Origin of the sequence: Pseudoduganella sp. SL102 (assembly GCF_027856995.1) — a bacterium.
Taxonomy (GTDB): domain Bacteria; phylum Pseudomonadota; class Gammaproteobacteria; order Burkholderiales; family Burkholderiaceae_D; genus Rugamonas; species Rugamonas albidiflava.
Genome location: NZ_CP115554.1, coordinates 6,574,176 through 6,590,778 on the forward strand (window position 1 = coordinate 6,574,176; position 16,603 = coordinate 6,590,778).

A 16,603-nucleotide genomic window follows, 5' to 3' on the forward strand; every position below is an offset into this window, starting at 1 on the left:
GGGCAAAACCGGCTTCCTTGCCGGCCCCGGCCCATACACCGGATGGGTTCGCGCCGTCACACGGTTGAAAGTCACCATCGACAACTCAGCCATTTCCTTGTAGTCTTGACAATGCATTTTTGTTATCAGCGCTTCCCTAGACAAGTTCGGCCACGGCGACACGTGGCATCCAGCAATTGAAAATCAGGAATACAAGGAAATTATCATGGCAGACTCACCAACCTTCCAGGGCGGCACCCCCGCCAGCGAGACCCTGACCGGCGGTGCCGGGCAAGACGTCATCTGGGGCCAGGGCGGCGCGGACACGCTGATCGGCGGCGACGGCAACGATGGCCTGTACAGCGGCGAGTTCATCGTTACTACCGGTTCGCAGCCCGACTTCATCGGCGACCGGCTCGACGGCGGTGCCGGCAACGACCAGCTGACGGGCGGCTCCGGCAACGACCAGCTGATCGGCGGTGCCGGCACCAACAACCTGATCGGTGGTGATGGCATCGACACCGCCGTCTACGCGGGCAAACGCGGCGACTACACGCTGGCGTCCAAGGATGGCCTGCCGGGCGCCGTGTTCACGTCCGAGGGTCCGAAGGACACGCTGACCTCGGTCGAGCGCCTGAACTTCTCGGATGTCTCGATCGCCTACGACATCGACGGCAACGCCGGCAAGATGTACCGCCTGTACCAGGCGGCGCTGAACCGCACCCCCGACAAGGAAGGCCTGGGCTTCTGGCTGAAGGCGGCGGACAATGGCGGCAGCCTGGAAGGCCTGGCGGCGGGCTTCACCGGCAGCGAGGAATGGGCGCGCCTGTATGGCCGGGAATCGACCGACGAACTGTTCCTCACCAACCTGTACCTGAATGCGCTGCACCGGGAACCGGACGCGGCGGGCTTCGCCTTCTGGCTCGGCGCGATGGACAGCGGTGCCACCCGCGAGCAACTGCTGATCGGCTTCTCGGAAAGCACGGAAAACCGCGCAGCGGTCATCGGCAGCATCCAGGACGGTATCGAATACAAGCTGTTCGCCGGCTAAGCCACGGCTGAGCCGCAGCCGAGGCATCCGGGCGGCGGCTGTGCAGTGGCTCGACCGGTGGCTCGACCAGTGGCTCCTGCACTCGCTCCAGCAGTGGCCAGCCAATGGCTGAATAACCCCGGGCCCGGGCCGCGGCGGTGCGATCGGCAGGGGGCGGTATGCTAGAATACCGCCCTCGATTGCATACCGTCTAAGGAAAAGCGAACATGGCTGGACACAGCAAATGGGCCAATATCAAGCATAAAAAGGCTGCAACGGACGCGAAACGCGGCAAGATCTGGACGCGCCTCATCAAGGAAATCACCGTTGCCGCGCGCATGGGCGGCGGCGACATCTCGACCAATCCGCGCCTGCGCCTGGCGGTGGACAAGGCGGCCGATGCCAACATGCCGAAAGACAACGTGCAACGCGCGATCACGCGCGGCACCGGCGGCGAAGACGGCGCAAACTACGAGGAAGTCCGCTACGAAGGCTACGGCATCGGCGGTGCGGCGGTCATCGTCGACTGCATGACCGACAACCGGGTGCGTACCGTGGCCGAAGTGCGCCACGCGTTCAGCAAATTCGGCGGCAACATGGGCACGGAAAATTCCGTGTCGTTCCTGTTCAAGCACTGCGGCCAGTTCCTGTTCGCCCCCGGCACCGATGAAGCGACGCTGATGGATGCGGCGCTGGAAGCCGGCGCCGAAGACGTGGTCGCGGACGAGGAAGGCGGCTTCGAAGTGCTGTGCGCGCCGAACGATTTCGCCGCCGTCAAGGATGCGCTGGACAAGGCCGGCTTCAAGGCCGAAGTGGCCGAGATCGTGATGAAGCCCGCCACCGAGACCGTGTTTACCGGCGACGACGCGGTAAAGATGCAGAAACTGCTGGACGCGCTGGAAAACCTGGACGATACCCAGGAAGTCTATACCAACGCCGTGATCGAAGAGCAGTAATCGAAGAGCAGTCATTCCAGCGCAGTGATCGAACAGCAGTGATCGAACATCGTGGGCCGCAGTAATCGAAACGCAGTAATCGAAACGCAGTGATCGAAACGCAGTGATCGAACCGCAGTGATCGAACCGCGGTGATGGAATCGCGGTGATCGGATAACTTGCAGCGGGCAACATGGCGGCACCGGTCTTCAGGCGGCATCCTGCGCCGGCCGGTGCGGCGAACAATTGATCGCATGAAGCAGCAGCGGCCCGCGGGCCGCTGTTTCAGTCTCCGAGGTTCTTTCCCCATGCGCGTGCAGGCGCATGCGGAAACAGCTTCTAAAAAACCAACCGAAGATCCTTATGAAAATTCTGGTAGTCGGCTCCGGCGGCCGCGAGCATGCGCTGGCTTGGAAATTGGCCCAATCGGAACGGGTGCAGATCGTCTACGTCGCCCCCGGCAACGGTGGCACGGCACGCGATCCACGCCTGCAGAACCTGCCCGTCACGGACCTGGGCGCGCTGGCCGAATTCGTCACGCGGGAACATATCGCCCTGACCGTGGTGGGCCCGGAGACGCCGCTGGCCGGCGGCATCGTCAACCTGTTCCGCGCGCGCGGCCTGAAGGTCTTCGGCCCCACGAAGGAAGCGGCGCAGCTGGAATCGTCGAAGGATTTCGCCAAGGCGTTCATGAAGCGGCACGGCATTCCCACCGCCGAGTATGAAACGTTCAGCGATGCCGCGCAGGCGCACGCCTACATCGACGCGAAAGGCGCGCCGATCGTGATCAAGGCCGATGGCCTGGCCGCCGGCAAGGGCGTGGTGGTGGCGATGACGCTCGAGGAAGCGCACCAGGCGGTCGAGCACATGCTGTCCGACAACCGCTTCGGCGACGCCGGCGCGCGCATCGTCATCGAGGAATTCCTGGCCGGCGAGGAAGCATCGTTCATCGTCATGTGCGATGGCAAGAACGTGCTGCCGCTGGCCACCAGCCAGGATCACAAGCGCCTGCTCGACAACGACCAGGGCCCGAACACGGGCGGCATGGGCGCCTACTCGCCCGCGCCGATCGTGACGCCGGCGATGCATGCGCGCGTGATGCGCGAGATCATCAACCCCACGATCGCCGGCATGGCCAAGGATGGCATTCCATTCTCCGGCTTCCTGTACGCGGGCCTGATGATCGACGCGGCCGGCAATCCGAAGACGCTGGAATTCAACTGCCGCATGGGCGATCCGGAAACCCAGCCGATCATGGCGCGCCTGAAGACGGACCTGGTGACCGTGATGGAACATGCCGTGAACGGCACGCTCGACGCCGTGGGCCTGGAGTGGGACCGCCGCACCGCCGTCGGCGTGGTGCTGGCCGCGGCCGGCTATCCGGACGATCCCGTGAAGGGCAACGTCATCGAAGGCATCCCGGCCGAAACGCCGGAGTCGGTCACGTTCCACGCCGGCACGGCCGAAGTGGATGGCCAGCTGGTCACTTCCGGCGGCCGCGTACTGTGCGTGGTCGGCCTGGGCGATTCGGTCAAGCTGGCGCAGAAGCAGGCCTATGAAACGGTCGGGGAAATCCGCTTCGACGGCATGCAATGCCGCCGCGACATCGGCTGGCGCGGCCTGAAGCACTGAGCGCCGGGAACCTAGCAAGATGACGACACCCAACCCCGAAGCCGTCAAGGCCTGGCTGATCGACCTGCAGGAACGCATCGTGTCCGCCCTCGAAGAAGCGGACGGCACGCCGTTCCTGCGCGACGCCTGGCAGCGCCCCGAAGGCGGCGGCGGCATCTCGCGTCTCGTCGAGGAAGGCAATGTACTGGAACGGGGCGGCTGCAATTTCTCGCACGTGACGGGCGCGAAGCTGCCGCCATCGGCCGCGGCGCATCGCCCCGGCATCGGCGGGCGGGCCTGGGAAGCGATGGGCGTGTCGCTGGTGCTCCACCCGCGCAACCCGTATGCGCCCACGGTGCACATGAACGTGCGCTTCTTCTCGACATCCACCGAGGATGGCACGCCGGTCTGGTGGTTCGGCGGCGGCATGGACCTGACGCCGTACTACGGCAACGAGGCGGACGTGCGCCATTTCCACCGCAGCTGCCGCGAGATGCTGGCGCCGTTCGGCGACGACCTGCACCCGCGCTTCAAGCAGTGGTGCGACGAGTACTTCTACCTGAAGCACCGCCAGGAGGCGCGCGGCGTCGGCGGCATCTTCTTCGACGATTTCAACGAGCGCGATTTCGACACCAGCTTCGCGATGGTGCAGAGCGTGGGCGACGGCTTCCTGGGCGCCTACCTGCCGATCCTGCGCAACCGCATGGACACGCCGTATGGTGAACGGGAGCGCGACTTCCAGGCTTACCGGCGCGGCCGCTACGTGGAATTCAACCTCGTATTCGACCGCGGCACGCTGTTCGGCCTGCAGTCGGGCGGGCGCACCGAGGCGATCCTGATGTCGATGCCGCCGATCGTCAAGTGGCGCTACGACTGGCACCCGGCGGAGGGCACGCCGGAGGCGGCGCTGTACACCGACTTCCTGCCGCACCGCGACTGGCTGGCGTGACCGCGCAGCATTCCACCGTGCCCCGCTGTGTCCTGCTGCTGGGCGGCAGCTTCGATCCGATCCATAACGGCCATGTGGCGCTCGGCGCCACGTTCGTGCGCCTGCTGGGCGCCGCCGAGCTGCGCGTGATCCCGACCGTGCCGTGGCAGAAAAGCAGCCTGGTGGCGACACCGTCCCAGCGCGCCGACATGGCCGCGCTGGCGTTTGCCGGCCAGCCGTACCAGGTGGTGGTCGACCGGCAGGAGATCGACCGGGGCCGGCCCACCTACACGGTCGAGACACTGCGCGCGCTGCGGGCGGAACTTGGACCGAAGTACGGCGAGGAGACCGCGCTGTGCTTCCTGATGGGTGCCGACCAGCTGCAGCGGCTCGATACCTGGCGCGACTGGCGGGAGCTGTTCGGCCTGGCGCACCTGTGCGTGGCGGCCCGCCCCGGCTTCTCGCTCGACGGGCCGGACATCCCGGCCGCCGTGGCGGCCGAGTTCCGTGGCCGCCTGGTGGCGCCGGAACAACTGTGCAGCCGGCCGGCCGGAAATACCTGCATCGCGGCCGACCTGGCGGTGGATATCTCCTCGACCCGCATCCGGCAATGGCTGGCGGGCGGAAACTATGAATACGATAGCGGCTCGCCGATTCCGGCGCCGGTGCTAGACTATATCGAACAACATAATCTTTATAAGAAGTAAAACTGAATGGATATCAAAAAACTGCAAGCCCTCGTCGTCGACGCCCTGGAAGACGTCAAGGGCCAGGACATCGTCCTGTTCGACACCACCGGCCTGACCAGCCTGTTCGACCGCATCTGCATCGCCTCCGGTACCTCGAACCGCCAGACCCGCGCGCTGGCCGCTTCGGTGCGTGACAAGGTGAAGGAAGCCGGCGGCGACGTCATCGGCGTGGAAGGCGAAGACACCGGCGAATGGGTGCTGGTGGACCTGGGCGACATGATCGTCCACATCATGCAGGCGCCGATCCGCGCCTACTACCGCCTCGAGGAAATCTGGGGCGAGAAGCCGGTGAAGCTGGGCGCCGCCAAGCGCAAGACTTCCGCCGAAGGCAAGGCTGCCGAAGCGCTCGACGCCGCGCCGAAGAAGAAGGCCGGCCACCTGGCCGCCAACAAGGTTGCCAAGGAAGCGGAACCGGTCATCGAGAAGAAAGCCCCGGCCCGCAAGCCCGGCACCGTGAAGGCCGCCGCCGCCGCGGGCGCCGTGGCGAAGAAAGCCGCCGCGAAGAAAGCCGCGCCGAAGGTCGAGGTTCCAGAAGGCAAGAAGGTCAAGGTCGCCGCGCCGAAGGCCGCTGTCGCTTCGGCCAGGGCCGCCAAGGAAGCCAAGGCCAAGGAACCGGCAGCGCCGGCCAAGACCGTCATCAAGCGGATCAAGAAGCCGGCCGCGGAAGAGTGACCTGACCCATGCAGCTGATCATCGCTGCCGTCGGGCACAAGATGCCCGCCTGGATCGAAACCGGCTTTGCCGAATATGTGAAACGCATGCCGCCCGAGTTGCGCATCGTGCTGAAGGAAATCAAGCCCGTCGAGCGCTCCGGCAGCAAGACCGCCGCCACCGCGATGGCGCTCGAGCGCGAGCGTATCGAGGCGGCGCTGCCGAAATCGGTGCGCATCATCGCGCTCGACGAACGCGGCAAGGATCTCACCAGCGTGGGCCTGTCGCAGCAGCTCGAGCTGTGGCAGCAGGATGGCCGCGACACGGCTTTCCTGATCGGCGGCGCCGACGGCCTCGATCCCGGCCTGAAGGCCAGGGCCGAAGGGTTGATCCGCATTTCCAGCATGACGCTGCCGCATGGCGTGGTGCGGGTGATGCTGGCCGAACAGCTCTACCGTGCGTGGACCATTACCCAGAACCATCCCTATCATCGGGTGTGATCCCGGCCCGTGCCGGGGCACTGCCCAGTGACAAGACGACGATAACAACAACGATGAAACCGGTCGAACGAAAAATCTACCTGGCGTCCAAAAGCCCGCGCCGCCGCGAACTGCTGCGCCAGATCGGCGTCGATTTCGAGTTGCTGCTGCTGCGCAGCGATGGCCCGCGCGGAGCGGACGTAACGGAGGAAGTGCTGCCCGACGAGCCGGCCGACATCTACGTGCGCCGCGTGGCCAACGAGAAGGCCGACGTCGCGTTCGACCTGTCGCGCCGCCGCCACCTGCGGCCGCGCCCCGTGCTGACGGCCGATACCACGGTGGCCGTCGACGGGGTCATCCTCGGCAAGCCGGCCGGCAAGGACGAGGCGCAGGCGATGCTGCAGCGCCTGTCCGGCCGCACGCACGACGTGCTGACCACCGTGGCGGTGCGCACCCACGATTTCGCGGACAGCTTCACGCAGGTGTCGCAGGTGCGTTTCGCGCAGCTGAAGCCGGCCGACATCGCGGCCTACTGCGCCACCACGGAACCTTACGACAAGGCCGGCGGCTACGGCATCCAGGGCCTGGCGGCGATGTTCATCGAGCATATCGAAGGCAGCCATTCCGGCATCATGGGCCTGCCGCTGTTCGAGACGGCGGACCTGCTGCGCCGTGCCGGCCTGAGACTGCCATGAGCGAAGACATCCTCATCAACATCACGCCGCAGGAAACCCGCGTGGCCCTGGTCCTGCAGGGCGCCGTCCAGGAATTGCACATCGAGCGCACGCTCACGCGCGGCCTGGCCGGCAACGTCTATTCCGGCAAGGTGGTGCGCGTGCTGCCCGGCATGCAGTCGGCATTCATCGACATCGGCCTGGAGCGCGCCGCCTTCCTCCACGTGGCGGACATCTGGGAGGCGCGCCCGCACGACGGCACCAACGCCACGCCGACGCCGATCGAAAAGCTGCTGTTCGATGGCCAGGTGCTGACGGTGCAGGTGATCAAGGATCCGATCGGCACCAAGGGCGCACGCCTGTCGACGCAGATCTCGATCGCCGGCCGCATGCTGGTGTACCTGCCGCAGGATTCGCATATCGGCATCTCGCAGAAGATCGAGAAGGAAAGCGAGCGCGAAGCGCTGCGCACGCGCATGCAGGGCCTGTTGCCGAAGGAAGAAAAAGGCGGCTACATCGTGCGCACGCAGGCCGAGGATGCCAGCGACGGCGACCTGGCCGCGGACATCGACTACCTGCGCAAGACCTGGGCCGCGATCACGCACGGCGCGCGCACGCGGCCGCCGACTTCCCTGCTGCACCAGGATCTTTCGCTGGCCCAGCGCGTGCTGCGCGACTTCGTGCACGATGAAACGGCCACCATCCAGGTCGACTCGCGCGAGAACTTCGTCAGCCTCACCGAATTCGGCAAGACCTACACGCCCAGCGTGCTGCCGCGCATGCACCATTACACGGGCGAGCGCCCGCTGTTCGACCTGTATGGCGTGGAAGAGGAAATCCAGCGCGCGCTGGGCCGGCGCGTGGACCTGAAATCGGGCGGCTACCTGATCGTCGACCAGACCGAGGCCATGACCACGATCGACGTCAACACGGGCGGCTACGTGGGCGGGCGCAATTTCGCCGACACGATCTTCAAGACCAACCTGGAAGCGGCCCATGCCATCGCGCGCCAGCTGCGGCTGCGCAACCTGGGCGGCATCATCATCCTCGATTTCATCGACATGGAAAACGCCGAGCACCGCGGCAACGTGCTGGCCGAACTGAAGAAGGCCCTGGCGCGCGACCGCACCAAGGTGTCCGTCAGCGGCTTCTCGGCCCTGGGCCTCGTCGAAATGACGCGCAAGCGCACCCGCGAATCGCTGGCGCACATCCTGTGCGAGCCCTGCCCCGCCTGCGGCGGCAAGGGTCAAGTGAAAACCTCGCGCACCATCTGCTACGAGATCCTGCGCGAGCTGCTGCGCGAAGCCAAGCAGTTCAACCCGCGCGAATTCCGCATCCTCGCCTCGCAGGAAGTGGTCGACCTGTTCCTGGAAGAAGAATCGCAGCATCTCGCCATGCTTGGCGATTTCATCGGCAAGAAGATTTCGCTGCAGGTGGAGACGTCGTATCACCAGGAGCAGTACGACGTGATTTTGATGTAATAAAAATATTCTTTTGAATTAACTGCTTAATAAATTAGTGATCGGACTATGTATGCTAGTTACATGCTTAGCTACATATATACGAGCTGCTATATTACCGGGTGCTATCGAGAGGAAAAAAGAAGGTAGCCCCCGTTGACATATGACAGAGCTTTAATCAAGTTCTTTGAGATTGCTTTGTGTGCCTCAAGGCGTTTCGCTTCGATTAGGCAATTCCTTCGGCTATCCCAATATCAGGTTCCGTAGAGAATCGCGGTGCGGTCTCTGTCAACGCCGGCTAGCTCAATCGCGTCATACAGCCTCGAATATCGAAGAAGCAGGGACTTACCGACAGGCCTGAAGATAGGAGCATGCTTCCTTTCCGCTAACATGTACTTGGTAAAAGCGTGCGCCTCCTCCCTCAAAATTCCTCGGCCGCAGCAAGCATTGACTTGAACGAAGCGGCCCCAGAAATAGCGAACTGCTCTCCAAACAATATTAGAAAGAAGCCGCTCTCGCATTGGCCCGTGCTATCTAGTCAACTACTCGAAGTATAACAGTCTCGCCTGCATCGCAACGACATCGTAAGCCATTGAGTCAAAAGACAGGGCACCACAATAGCATCCGGAACTGATAGTGGTGAGGCCGCATTACTTTCGCAAGATGATCTATTGGTGTTTCGCTCGTCAGTTGCTAAGCCTGCATCGATACAGGCCTACCACAACCTTGACTACTTGGCAAGAGCACAGGTATGCTAGGGCAAGGGGTCAATATGACTACAGATGAGATAGAGCCTATGACAGCGAGGGACATCGCGGCCATGGGCGTGTGGGTGCTCTAGCAGCACGGAAAGTGAAGACATGTCAGGACTCGTCGTACCCTGTCGCGATGACTTGGGCAGTGCGATTGGAAGCCATTGGAAACATAGCTCCTGCCAGATCGCTATTGGGAGCGATTTGAGGCAGGACCTGAACTCTGCTACAAATCGCCAGTGGGCGGGCAAACCAAGCTGGTGTATGACGTAAATGTAACTGACGGCACCTGTCCAACAATACTAGAGAAGCCATCTTCGTGGTTATGGTACGAAGATGCAGTTATTGCGAGCAGACGCTGTAGGGTTGCCTATTTATATCTGCTCCTTATCGAATCCAAATGGAAAAGGCAAGGCGTCGGCACTGCTTACATTTTCTCTAAGGCGACGGCACTTGGAACCTTTGGCATCGACATTATTTATTTGGAAGCATCTTACGAGGGGCCTCGCTTTTGGTCAAAACAAGGCTTTGAATTCGTTGACCCTGAGCGCTTCTGGGTGGACTATGCCGAGTACTGTGATCACTACGAAATATCTTTTCAGGAAGATATGGATCAAGTTCCAGACGAGTTTTTTGAATATCTCCGTAAGTCATCCTTTAGCTATCCTATGTATCGTCGTCTTCAACCATGCTGATTGAACTTACCTCGCGTCTTGACCCTCGACGCCCCTACCTTTCGGCAAACATAAAGGACGACGGCAACCATGGTTTTGCAGTATCAGGTTTCACGTCGCCAATTGAAAAAGTACGCTCCTATTATGATGGCATCTTAAAAGGAAATTTTGACTATTCCCATGTGAGCATGCATGGGCAACAATTATTTTATGGGACCAACGACCATCAAGCCAGAAACCTTCTGCTAGCTCTTGCGCAGGAGGCTGCAAGATATGGTAGAACGCCGAAATTCTCTCCCGCGTCAATTACCTTACAAGATTGGTTCGCAGGAAGTTCGTTAGCTGAGAGTCTTTTAAATTCCGTGACTCAGACCATTGCCCAGCTGGCTATCGTTCTTAGCGAAGATATCGAAGGAACTTCAGACTTCGCTGCGTGGTTTTACTATTGCATTCAAACATCATTGGCATCTGGGGCAATTGATATGTCCGCTACTGGACGGCTCTTGCTTGCAATTATTTCAGATGAAACGGATTTCTCTGCAAACCTACTAGCAGCCTTTAGTAGACTTGATCCGACATTTATTGGGCTTTGGGCGCATGAAGGAAGCTATCAAGTACTCCGTCGCCGAGCACTAAGTCAAAAAAGTGCATTGAAGCTGCTGAATAGTTTCTCACCTCAAATTGATATCCGTGCTAGTCGACCATCTCGCACCAGTGAAAAACTCAGTATTGCGGCACGTGGAGCAAAAAGGGATTCTATTTCTACCAACCCTGCAATCTGGGAGACGATTGAAAAGGCCGTTCAGGGCGTAGGTGCAAACCCAGCGCCGACCTACCTGCCAACCCCTGGATCCCCTCAAAAAGTTGCATATGATCTTCTCAAGTATTTTAACCACAATCTGCCTGCGCTAGAGGAAGTTGCGCTCATATTAGGAACGCAGGTCGTGACCGCCGATCTTCCAGAAGAAATTCTTGGCCTGTACGTTACAAATACTGAGGCGCATCACTCTGCCATTCTGGTGAACCGCAAAACCAGGAATGAAGGCGCACATAGATTCACGATATGTCACGAGTTAGGTCATTATTTACTTCACAGTGATAAAGCCTTTCTATGTGGATACAAAGAAATCTACGAACACGCCCAAGTCACAGAAGCAGATGCAAATAGTTTTGCAGCAGAGCTATTGATGCCAACAGGTGAAATTCGACCGATGCTTGGCAAGCCTTTTAATAGCTCCACCATACTTTCCGTGATGCGGCGATTTAATTGCTCAATGGAAGCCGCTGCTCGTCGCTTTATAGATCTTGCTGACCAAAGAAAGCTCGGCCTTATTGCAGTTTTGAATGGCAGAGTGGCTTCCGTTGCTGGAAGCAAGATTAATGATGCCGGACTTCGATGGATCGGAAAACCAAGCGTTGGAACGGAGGCAGTCAACCCTATCGAGGCTATTAAACTTAGCCAAGATAACGAGCGCCGACTTATAAAATTCTTTGCATCAGCTGAAGCAAATTGGCTTCAGGATCTCGATATAAACATACATCCATTTACCAATGATGACGGGTATTACGTTTTTATTGAAAAAAGCGCCTGATAAGCGCTTTCATAACTATTGATAATAGTACGTTTTCGTCAGTTAACTTCTAATTGTACTGTGCTTTATCTTTAAAGCAGAATCATATATCTTAATGACGCAAAGCATTTGGCGTGACAATCGTATTGTCAGCACTATCTCCCCACCGCCAAGTCAAGGACGGAGATACAACGGCCCTCTTGAGCTGTAAAAAATCCTCTCCAAGGCTGGTATGGCAACATACCAAACTACGGTCTCGTACGTAAGTACTTCGTCAAGTCTCTGAAAAATCGTGTCGCCTGAGTCACCGGTATTGCCTGAAATATAGACTTCTCTTCCGAAGGCGGTTATATTATCTGTGTTACCAAAGGGCAGTACCGGGCTACGATTGGAGGCTGTTTGTCGACTATAACTACCGCAGATCTTGACTCTGCACTTGCGGGTGATCCAGAAGCACTTGAGGTGCACCTCACGTTGGTTGAGCGGGATATATCTATTGACGGACACTTAGTGAAAATTCACTGCCATTGTCTTTCAGTAGATGGTAATGGCCGTGTACAGCCTGACCGACTTGCAGAATTTATGAGAAATGCCGTAGTCGACTATGCGATACCTCGATCAAAAATCGCTGAAGCAAAAGCTCGCGACAATAAATTTAACTCGACCGAAGCAGTTGGAGCACTAGTAGAACGGGCAAAACGGTCATTTACTGACCTATCGAAAACGGGCGAAGGAGGAGAAATGTTACTCTTCCTTTTGGCTGAGCGTTTTCTGCAATTGCCTCATATTCTATGCAAAATGGATCTCAAGACCGATACGCGTATGCACTATCATGGTGCGGATGGCGTCTATGCCGGCATGACCAATGAAGGCATGTTGAAGCTTTACTGGGGCGAATCTAAAATCTACAGCGATGCGACCACAGCCATTAGAGATTGCATGAACTCCCTCGCGCCATTCTTACTTGAGTCAGAAAGCGAAGAAGCAGAAAGAGAACGTGATTTACTGCTACTTAGTGACAAAGCGGACCTCGGCAATGAAGGCTTGGTTACCGCTCTTAGGAAATACTTTGACAAATCGTCTGTAATGTCGAAACGCGTTCAATATTGTGGCGTGACCTCAGTAGGATTTGATGCCCCCTTCTATCCCCAGGATAGTGCCAAAGCTATTTCAGATGAAATTGTATTGGCATCGCGAGCAGGACTTGCAGGCTGGAGCAATAGTATAGGGAATCGCCTTAAGCAGGAGAAGCTGGACCAGATGGAAATTCAAGTTTTCTGTATCCCGTTGCCTTCCGCTGAGGGCTTCCGTGCAGCATTTCTTAGAGCAATGGGAATTAAATAAAAATGAGCCTTGTCACGTTGCAATCTTGGCTTTTACAAGAAGGAATTCGCGGTGATCTCGATTTGATCACCCGTCTTGTCGTACGAGAGGAATTAGACAATCTTCTTTCGGAAGAGACTGTAGCAACGGATAAGGTCGACTGGCCAAATCTATTACTTGCTGGCAGTATTCTTGCGCGATCGGAAGACAGAATCTATCAGGAAGCAGCGCTTCGGATCAGTACTGCAGCGATCGTTCTCTCAACGCATCAAAAGTATAAAGACGCGGGCGCCGTACTTTTAAGCAAGCTTTCTAACTTTCGAGCTATTACCTTAGCAAGCAATAGGGGTTTAATCGAACCAGATATAGAAGGACGGCTTGGAATAGCTCAGCGTATCGAGGCACAGCGTCGCGAAATGGATCGTTCCATACTGATTCAGTCGAGCGGAAGTTGGCTGCAAGTCAATGACTTTCAACGTCGGTTCTGGACAGATGATACTGGGGAGTGCTGGCTATCCGCATCAGCACCTACCGCGTCAGGCAAGACTTTTTTAGTACTTCAATGGTTGATTGATCAGCTTTACGCAAGCAATATTCAAGTGGCTGTATACTTGGCTCCTACCCGTGCATTGGTTTCGGAGATAGAAACAAGTCTCAAAGAACTTCTTGGGGTGACCGCGCTCATCGAAATCTGTTCCTTACCCCTTCGAGAAAAGTATGAAGCGGCACGTTCTGGCGGAAAGCGCTTGGTGCTTGTTTTTACGCAAGAGAGACTGCACCTCTTGGCCAATATTTTGGGTGATAAGTTTCCAATCGATTTGCTAATTGTGGATGAGGCCCACAAGATCGGTGACAATCAAAGGGGGGTAATTTTGCAAGATGCAATTGAGCGTCTTACACGCATTAATCCCAAGATAAAGGCTGTTTTTATTAGCCCGGCCACCCAAAATCCAGAAGAATTACTTACGGATGCACCCACCGGAGTTCAAACCATTGCTGTTGACAGTGACTCTTCAACTGTACTGCAAAATCTTATAGTCGCGACTCAAGTTCCACGAAAATCGAAATTGTGGGCACTTACCCTTCGACAGTCTAGCTCGACTCTTCCTATCGGTATTCTACAACTCGCTAGCACACCAGCAGGACTTAAGAAACGCCTTGCTTTTATAGCTGCTGCCGTCGGTGAAAGAGGAGGAACATTAGTATATGCCAATGGTGCTGGTGAGGCCGAAGAAGTCGCTGGCTTGATCAGCCAGCTTTTACCAAAGGCGGACGAATTAGATGCGGAACTATTGCAGTTAGCGGAATTGGCGCGAAAAGGTGTACATCAGGACTTCCGGCTTGCTCCTCTTGTTGAGCTTGGCGTTGCATTTCATTATGGCAACATGCCCGCACTGCTTCGGCTTGAGATCGAACGTTTATTCAGATCGGGAAAGATTCGCATTTTAGTTTGTACGTCTACGTTAATCGAAGGCGTCAATCTATCTTGCAGGACGATTGTCGTACGCGGCCCACGCAAAGGTAAGGGGAACCCAATGGAACCTCACGATTTTTGGAATCTAGCTGGACGTGCTGGCCGGTGGGGAGATGAGTTTCAAGGCAATATCATTTGTATTGAGCCTGAAAATACTGAAGCTTGGCCAACTGGTGTACCTGATCGTGCTCGCTATCCCATTAAGCGAGAAACTGACGCCGTCTTAGAGCGTAACGCGGAGATCGTTGATTATATTTTGAGACGTGCACAATCGGATGTATCTGGCCTAAAAGATGCTGATGATTTTGAGCAAGTGGGAGCTTATCTACTTTGCACGTTCTTGCGCTTAGGTTCTATTGAAGGTGCAACTTTTGCGAAGCGACACGATCTTGCCGCAATTATGGATCTTAATCAAACGCTAGAGTCAGTTGCGGAAGGGATAAAAGTAAGTGCCGATTTAGCTGCAAGACATCCAGGCGTTAGCGCAATTGGTCTTCAAAGGCTTTTAGATGCGTTTGAACGTTATCCAAACGATATCGAAAATTTGCTACCTGCCGAGGTATCTAGCTATGATAGCTACGATCGATTCGTGACGATTATGGAAAGGATTAATAAATATCTATTCCCTGCTTTTTCACCTGATGGTCGCATAAGATTATATGCTTTGATCGTTGTAAAATGGCTAAAGGGGTACTCGTTAGCCAGAATTATCCGCGACAGTATTGAATGGCATGAGAAGAACGGGAGGGCGTATAAGCTCCCTGATTTGATACGTGGCACTATGGATCTCGTTGAGCAAATTGCACGATTCAAGGCACCCAAATATCTGTCCGCATATATGGACGTGCTTCACCTTCATTTCAAACAGTGCAATCGTGAAGATCTTATCGAAGAAGGTTTGGATATTGCGATGCAGCTTGAGTTTGGTGTATCCTCGACGACACTTCTTTCGCTAATGGAGTTGGGGATGTCTCGGATGAGTGCAGTAGCATTATATGAAAAGATAGCTCGAGATGACTTAAGTAAGGAAGAATGTATTGCTTGGGTATCCGAGAGAAAGAATCAGTTGTCAGGATTCGATATTCCGGCGATCATTGTCCGTGAAATTCTGCAATGCCTTAGCTTGCCCGAATAATGCGAAGTAGCAGCTCAATCTTTGGAGGTCGCAATGCCCGCAAAACCGATTACCTTAGGGCCCTTGAATTTTTCCAGGAGAGGCGACGCAGTCGCCTATTTAAAAGAGATGCTGCGCCGATATGATGTTGGCGATAAGGTCAGCGATGAGGATGCCGTAATCCTCCGTGCAGCATTAGAAAACCATCCTAGATCGGATGCCAAAATCGCAGGTGGAGTTACTTATTTCAGCGTTCGCAGTGCCGATTACGGCACCAAATGCTTCTGGGTCAATCGACCTGACGGGTCCACTGAAAAGTTTTCCATTACTGCATCGATTCACAGCCCTAAGTGAATTCATAGATAAATATCTTTACGCAAGCCAAGAGCGCTGAGGCACACATGCATTAATAGTTATTCATTTCTAATTAGCAGCAATTCTTTTATTTTATTTCTACCTGAATAGTCGCGATTTAGGATAGGCTTGGGAGCTTCCGTTTATTAACTTGGCGGATATATAACGTGCTATAGTTGCATTTGATTTGTGACCAGTTTGTTCACGGATCTGATAAGGCTGTAGTCCGGCCATCGCGGCAGCAGTCACGAAACCCGCACGCAAGCTATGTCCAGAAACCTCACTGGCAGCTTCAACGCCCCGCATTTCACGCACATAGGACTTCAGCGTCGGTGTCACGGTTTGTGACGTTAATGCTTTTGTACCGATAGTGCGGTCATGCCTGCTGCCCCCTAGAAAAAGTGGGCCTGCCGCTTTGCCGGCGATTTCCAGCCATTCGTAGAGCGCTCGGACAGGACAGCATTTGCCTACCACTTGCGGTATGAACACAGTTCGTCCGACTCCCTCCTGGTCTGTCTTTGTCCAGCGAAGTAGCATCTCAAGGCCATTGTCGTAATGCGTCATGTCTTCATAGCGCAGCGCCACTAGTTCCGAGCGCCGGACTTCCCCTGCGAAGCCGAGCAGCAACAAGGCTTTGTCTCTTGCGGCTCTTACAGGTGGCTTTCGCTCAATATGAACCGCAAGCGCCCATCTTGCCAATAGCGACCGGTACGTCGACAGCGGATGCGGGACAAGGGCAGCACCGCCGATAAAACCTCCGCGCGCGTTCTTCGGCGGCCCGATGGCGGTGCGGCGCGCGGTGGCGGGACTGCCCTTGCCAGCTTGCTGTGTTGCGGTTGCGGAGT

General features: G+C 56.6%; 15 protein-coding genes. 14 read left to right on the plus strand and 1 reads right to left on the minus strand.

Features of this window, described 5'->3' with window-relative positions; genetic code table 11:
- Positions 1 to 205 precede the first annotated feature (205 nt).
- The 14 genes from OU994_RS27810 (at position 206) to OU994_RS27875 (ending at position 15,758) form a co-directional block, all read left to right on the plus strand.
- Positions 206 to 1,030 carry a DUF4214 domain-containing protein gene (locus OU994_RS27810; RefSeq protein ID WP_281608539.1) on the plus strand — a complete coding sequence of 275 codons (825 nt, stop codon included), beginning with the start codon at positions 206 to 208 and terminating at the stop codon, positions 1,028 to 1,030.
- Positions 1,031 to 1,236: 206 nt separating this feature from the next.
- Entirely contained in the window at positions 1,237 to 1,965 is a 729-nt protein-coding gene (locus OU994_RS27815) for a YebC/PmpR family DNA-binding transcriptional regulator (RefSeq protein WP_281608540.1), read from the plus strand.
- A 342-nt stretch (positions 1,966 to 2,307) separates the two neighbouring features.
- Positions 2,308 to 3,576 (plus strand): phosphoribosylamine--glycine ligase, encoded by a 1,269-nt coding sequence (purD, locus tag OU994_RS27820; RefSeq protein WP_131144111.1) that lies wholly within the window; start codon positions 2,308 to 2,310, stop codon positions 3,574 to 3,576.
- Between the two features lie 19 nt (positions 3,577 to 3,595).
- On the plus strand, positions 3,596 to 4,504 hold the full coding sequence (gene hemF, locus OU994_RS27825; RefSeq protein WP_131144110.1) for an oxygen-dependent coproporphyrinogen oxidase: 909 nt from the start codon (positions 3,596 to 3,598) through the stop codon (positions 4,502 to 4,504).
- Positions 4,505 to 4,521: 17 nt separating this feature from the next.
- On the plus strand, positions 4,522 to 5,190 hold the full coding sequence (gene nadD / locus OU994_RS27830) for a nicotinate (nicotinamide) nucleotide adenylyltransferase (protein WP_281608541.1): 669 nt from the start codon (positions 4,522 to 4,524) through the stop codon (positions 5,188 to 5,190).
- 6 nt (positions 5,191 to 5,196) lie between these two features.
- Entirely contained in the window at positions 5,197 to 5,904 is a 708-nt protein-coding gene (gene rsfS, locus OU994_RS27835; RefSeq protein ID WP_281608542.1) for a ribosome silencing factor, read from the plus strand.
- Positions 5,905 to 5,912: 8 nt separating this feature from the next.
- Positions 5,913 to 6,383, plus strand: a complete 471-nt coding sequence (rlmH, locus tag OU994_RS27840) for a 23S rRNA (pseudouridine(1915)-N(3))-methyltransferase RlmH (protein ID WP_131144107.1) — start codon at positions 5,913 to 5,915, stop codon at positions 6,381 to 6,383.
- A 53-nt stretch (positions 6,384 to 6,436) separates the two neighbouring features.
- Entirely contained in the window at positions 6,437 to 7,057 is a 621-nt protein-coding gene (locus tag OU994_RS27845) for a nucleoside triphosphate pyrophosphatase (protein ID WP_281608543.1), read from the plus strand.
- Positions 7,054 to 8,517 (plus strand): ribonuclease G, encoded by a 1,464-nt coding sequence (gene rng / locus OU994_RS27850; RefSeq protein ID WP_131144105.1) that lies wholly within the window; start codon positions 7,054 to 7,056, stop codon positions 8,515 to 8,517. Before OU994_RS27845 ends, rng begins: the two co-directional genes overlap by 4 nt.
- Before the next feature lie 970 nt (positions 8,518 to 9,487).
- Positions 9,488 to 9,943 carry a hypothetical protein gene (locus OU994_RS27855; protein WP_281608544.1) on the plus strand — a complete coding sequence of 152 codons (456 nt, stop codon included), beginning with the start codon at positions 9,488 to 9,490 and terminating at the stop codon, positions 9,941 to 9,943.
- Positions 9,937 to 11,514: an ImmA/IrrE family metallo-endopeptidase gene (locus OU994_RS27860; protein WP_281608545.1), complete on the plus strand. Its 1,578-nt coding sequence runs from the start codon at positions 9,937 to 9,939 to the stop codon at positions 11,512 to 11,514. Before OU994_RS27855 ends, OU994_RS27860 begins: the two co-directional genes overlap by 7 nt.
- Before the next feature lie 378 nt (positions 11,515 to 11,892).
- Positions 11,893 to 12,837, plus strand: a complete 945-nt coding sequence (locus OU994_RS27865; RefSeq protein WP_281608546.1) for a DUF1837 domain-containing protein — start codon at positions 11,893 to 11,895, stop codon at positions 12,835 to 12,837.
- 2 nt (positions 12,838 to 12,839) lie between these two features.
- Positions 12,840 to 15,425 (plus strand): DEAD/DEAH box helicase, encoded by a 2,586-nt coding sequence (locus OU994_RS27870; protein ID WP_281608547.1) that lies wholly within the window; start codon positions 12,840 to 12,842, stop codon positions 15,423 to 15,425.
- Between the two features lie 33 nt (positions 15,426 to 15,458).
- A complete protein-coding gene (locus OU994_RS27875; protein ID WP_281608548.1) occupies positions 15,459 to 15,758 on the plus strand; it encodes a DCL family protein in 300 nt (99 codons plus the stop codon).
- A gap of 99 nt (positions 15,759 to 15,857) precedes the next feature.
- Here the strand turns inward: OU994_RS27875 and OU994_RS27880 are convergent, their stop codons facing one another.
- Positions 15,858 to 16,388: a tyrosine-type recombinase/integrase gene (locus OU994_RS27880; protein ID WP_281608549.1), complete on the minus strand. Its 531-nt coding sequence runs from the start codon at positions 16,386 to 16,388 to the stop codon at positions 15,858 to 15,860.
- Positions 16,389 to 16,603 lie beyond the last annotated feature (215 nt).

Excerpts from the sequence above, each read along its gene's own strand:
- OU994_RS27810 (WP_281608539.1), top strand. The coding sequence starts at position 206 with ATGGCAGACTCACCAACCTTCCAGGGCGGCACCCCCGCCAGCGAGACC.
- OU994_RS27815 (WP_281608540.1), top strand. The coding sequence starts at position 1,237 with ATGGCTGGACACAGCAAATGGGCCAATATCAAGCATAAAAAGGCTGCA.
- purD (WP_131144111.1), top strand. The coding sequence starts at position 2,308 with ATGAAAATTCTGGTAGTCGGCTCCGGCGGCCGCGAGCATGCGCTGGCT.
- hemF (WP_131144110.1), top strand. The coding sequence starts at position 3,596 with ATGACGACACCCAACCCCGAAGCCGTCAAGGCCTGGCTGATCGACCTG.
- rsfS (WP_281608542.1), top strand. The coding sequence starts at position 5,197 with ATGGATATCAAAAAACTGCAAGCCCTCGTCGTCGACGCCCTGGAAGAC.
- rlmH (WP_131144107.1), top strand. The coding sequence starts at position 5,913 with ATGCAGCTGATCATCGCTGCCGTCGGGCACAAGATGCCCGCCTGGATC.
- OU994_RS27845 (WP_281608543.1), top strand. The coding sequence starts at position 6,437 with ATGAAACCGGTCGAACGAAAAATCTACCTGGCGTCCAAAAGCCCGCGC.
- rng (WP_131144105.1), top strand. The coding sequence starts at position 7,054 with ATGAGCGAAGACATCCTCATCAACATCACGCCGCAGGAAACCCGCGTG.
- OU994_RS27860 (WP_281608545.1), top strand. The coding sequence starts at position 9,937 with ATGCTGATTGAACTTACCTCGCGTCTTGACCCTCGACGCCCCTACCTT.
- OU994_RS27870 (WP_281608547.1), top strand. The coding sequence starts at position 12,840 with ATGAGCCTTGTCACGTTGCAATCTTGGCTTTTACAAGAAGGAATTCGC.
- OU994_RS27875 (WP_281608548.1), top strand. The coding sequence starts at position 15,459 with ATGCCCGCAAAACCGATTACCTTAGGGCCCTTGAATTTTTCCAGGAGA.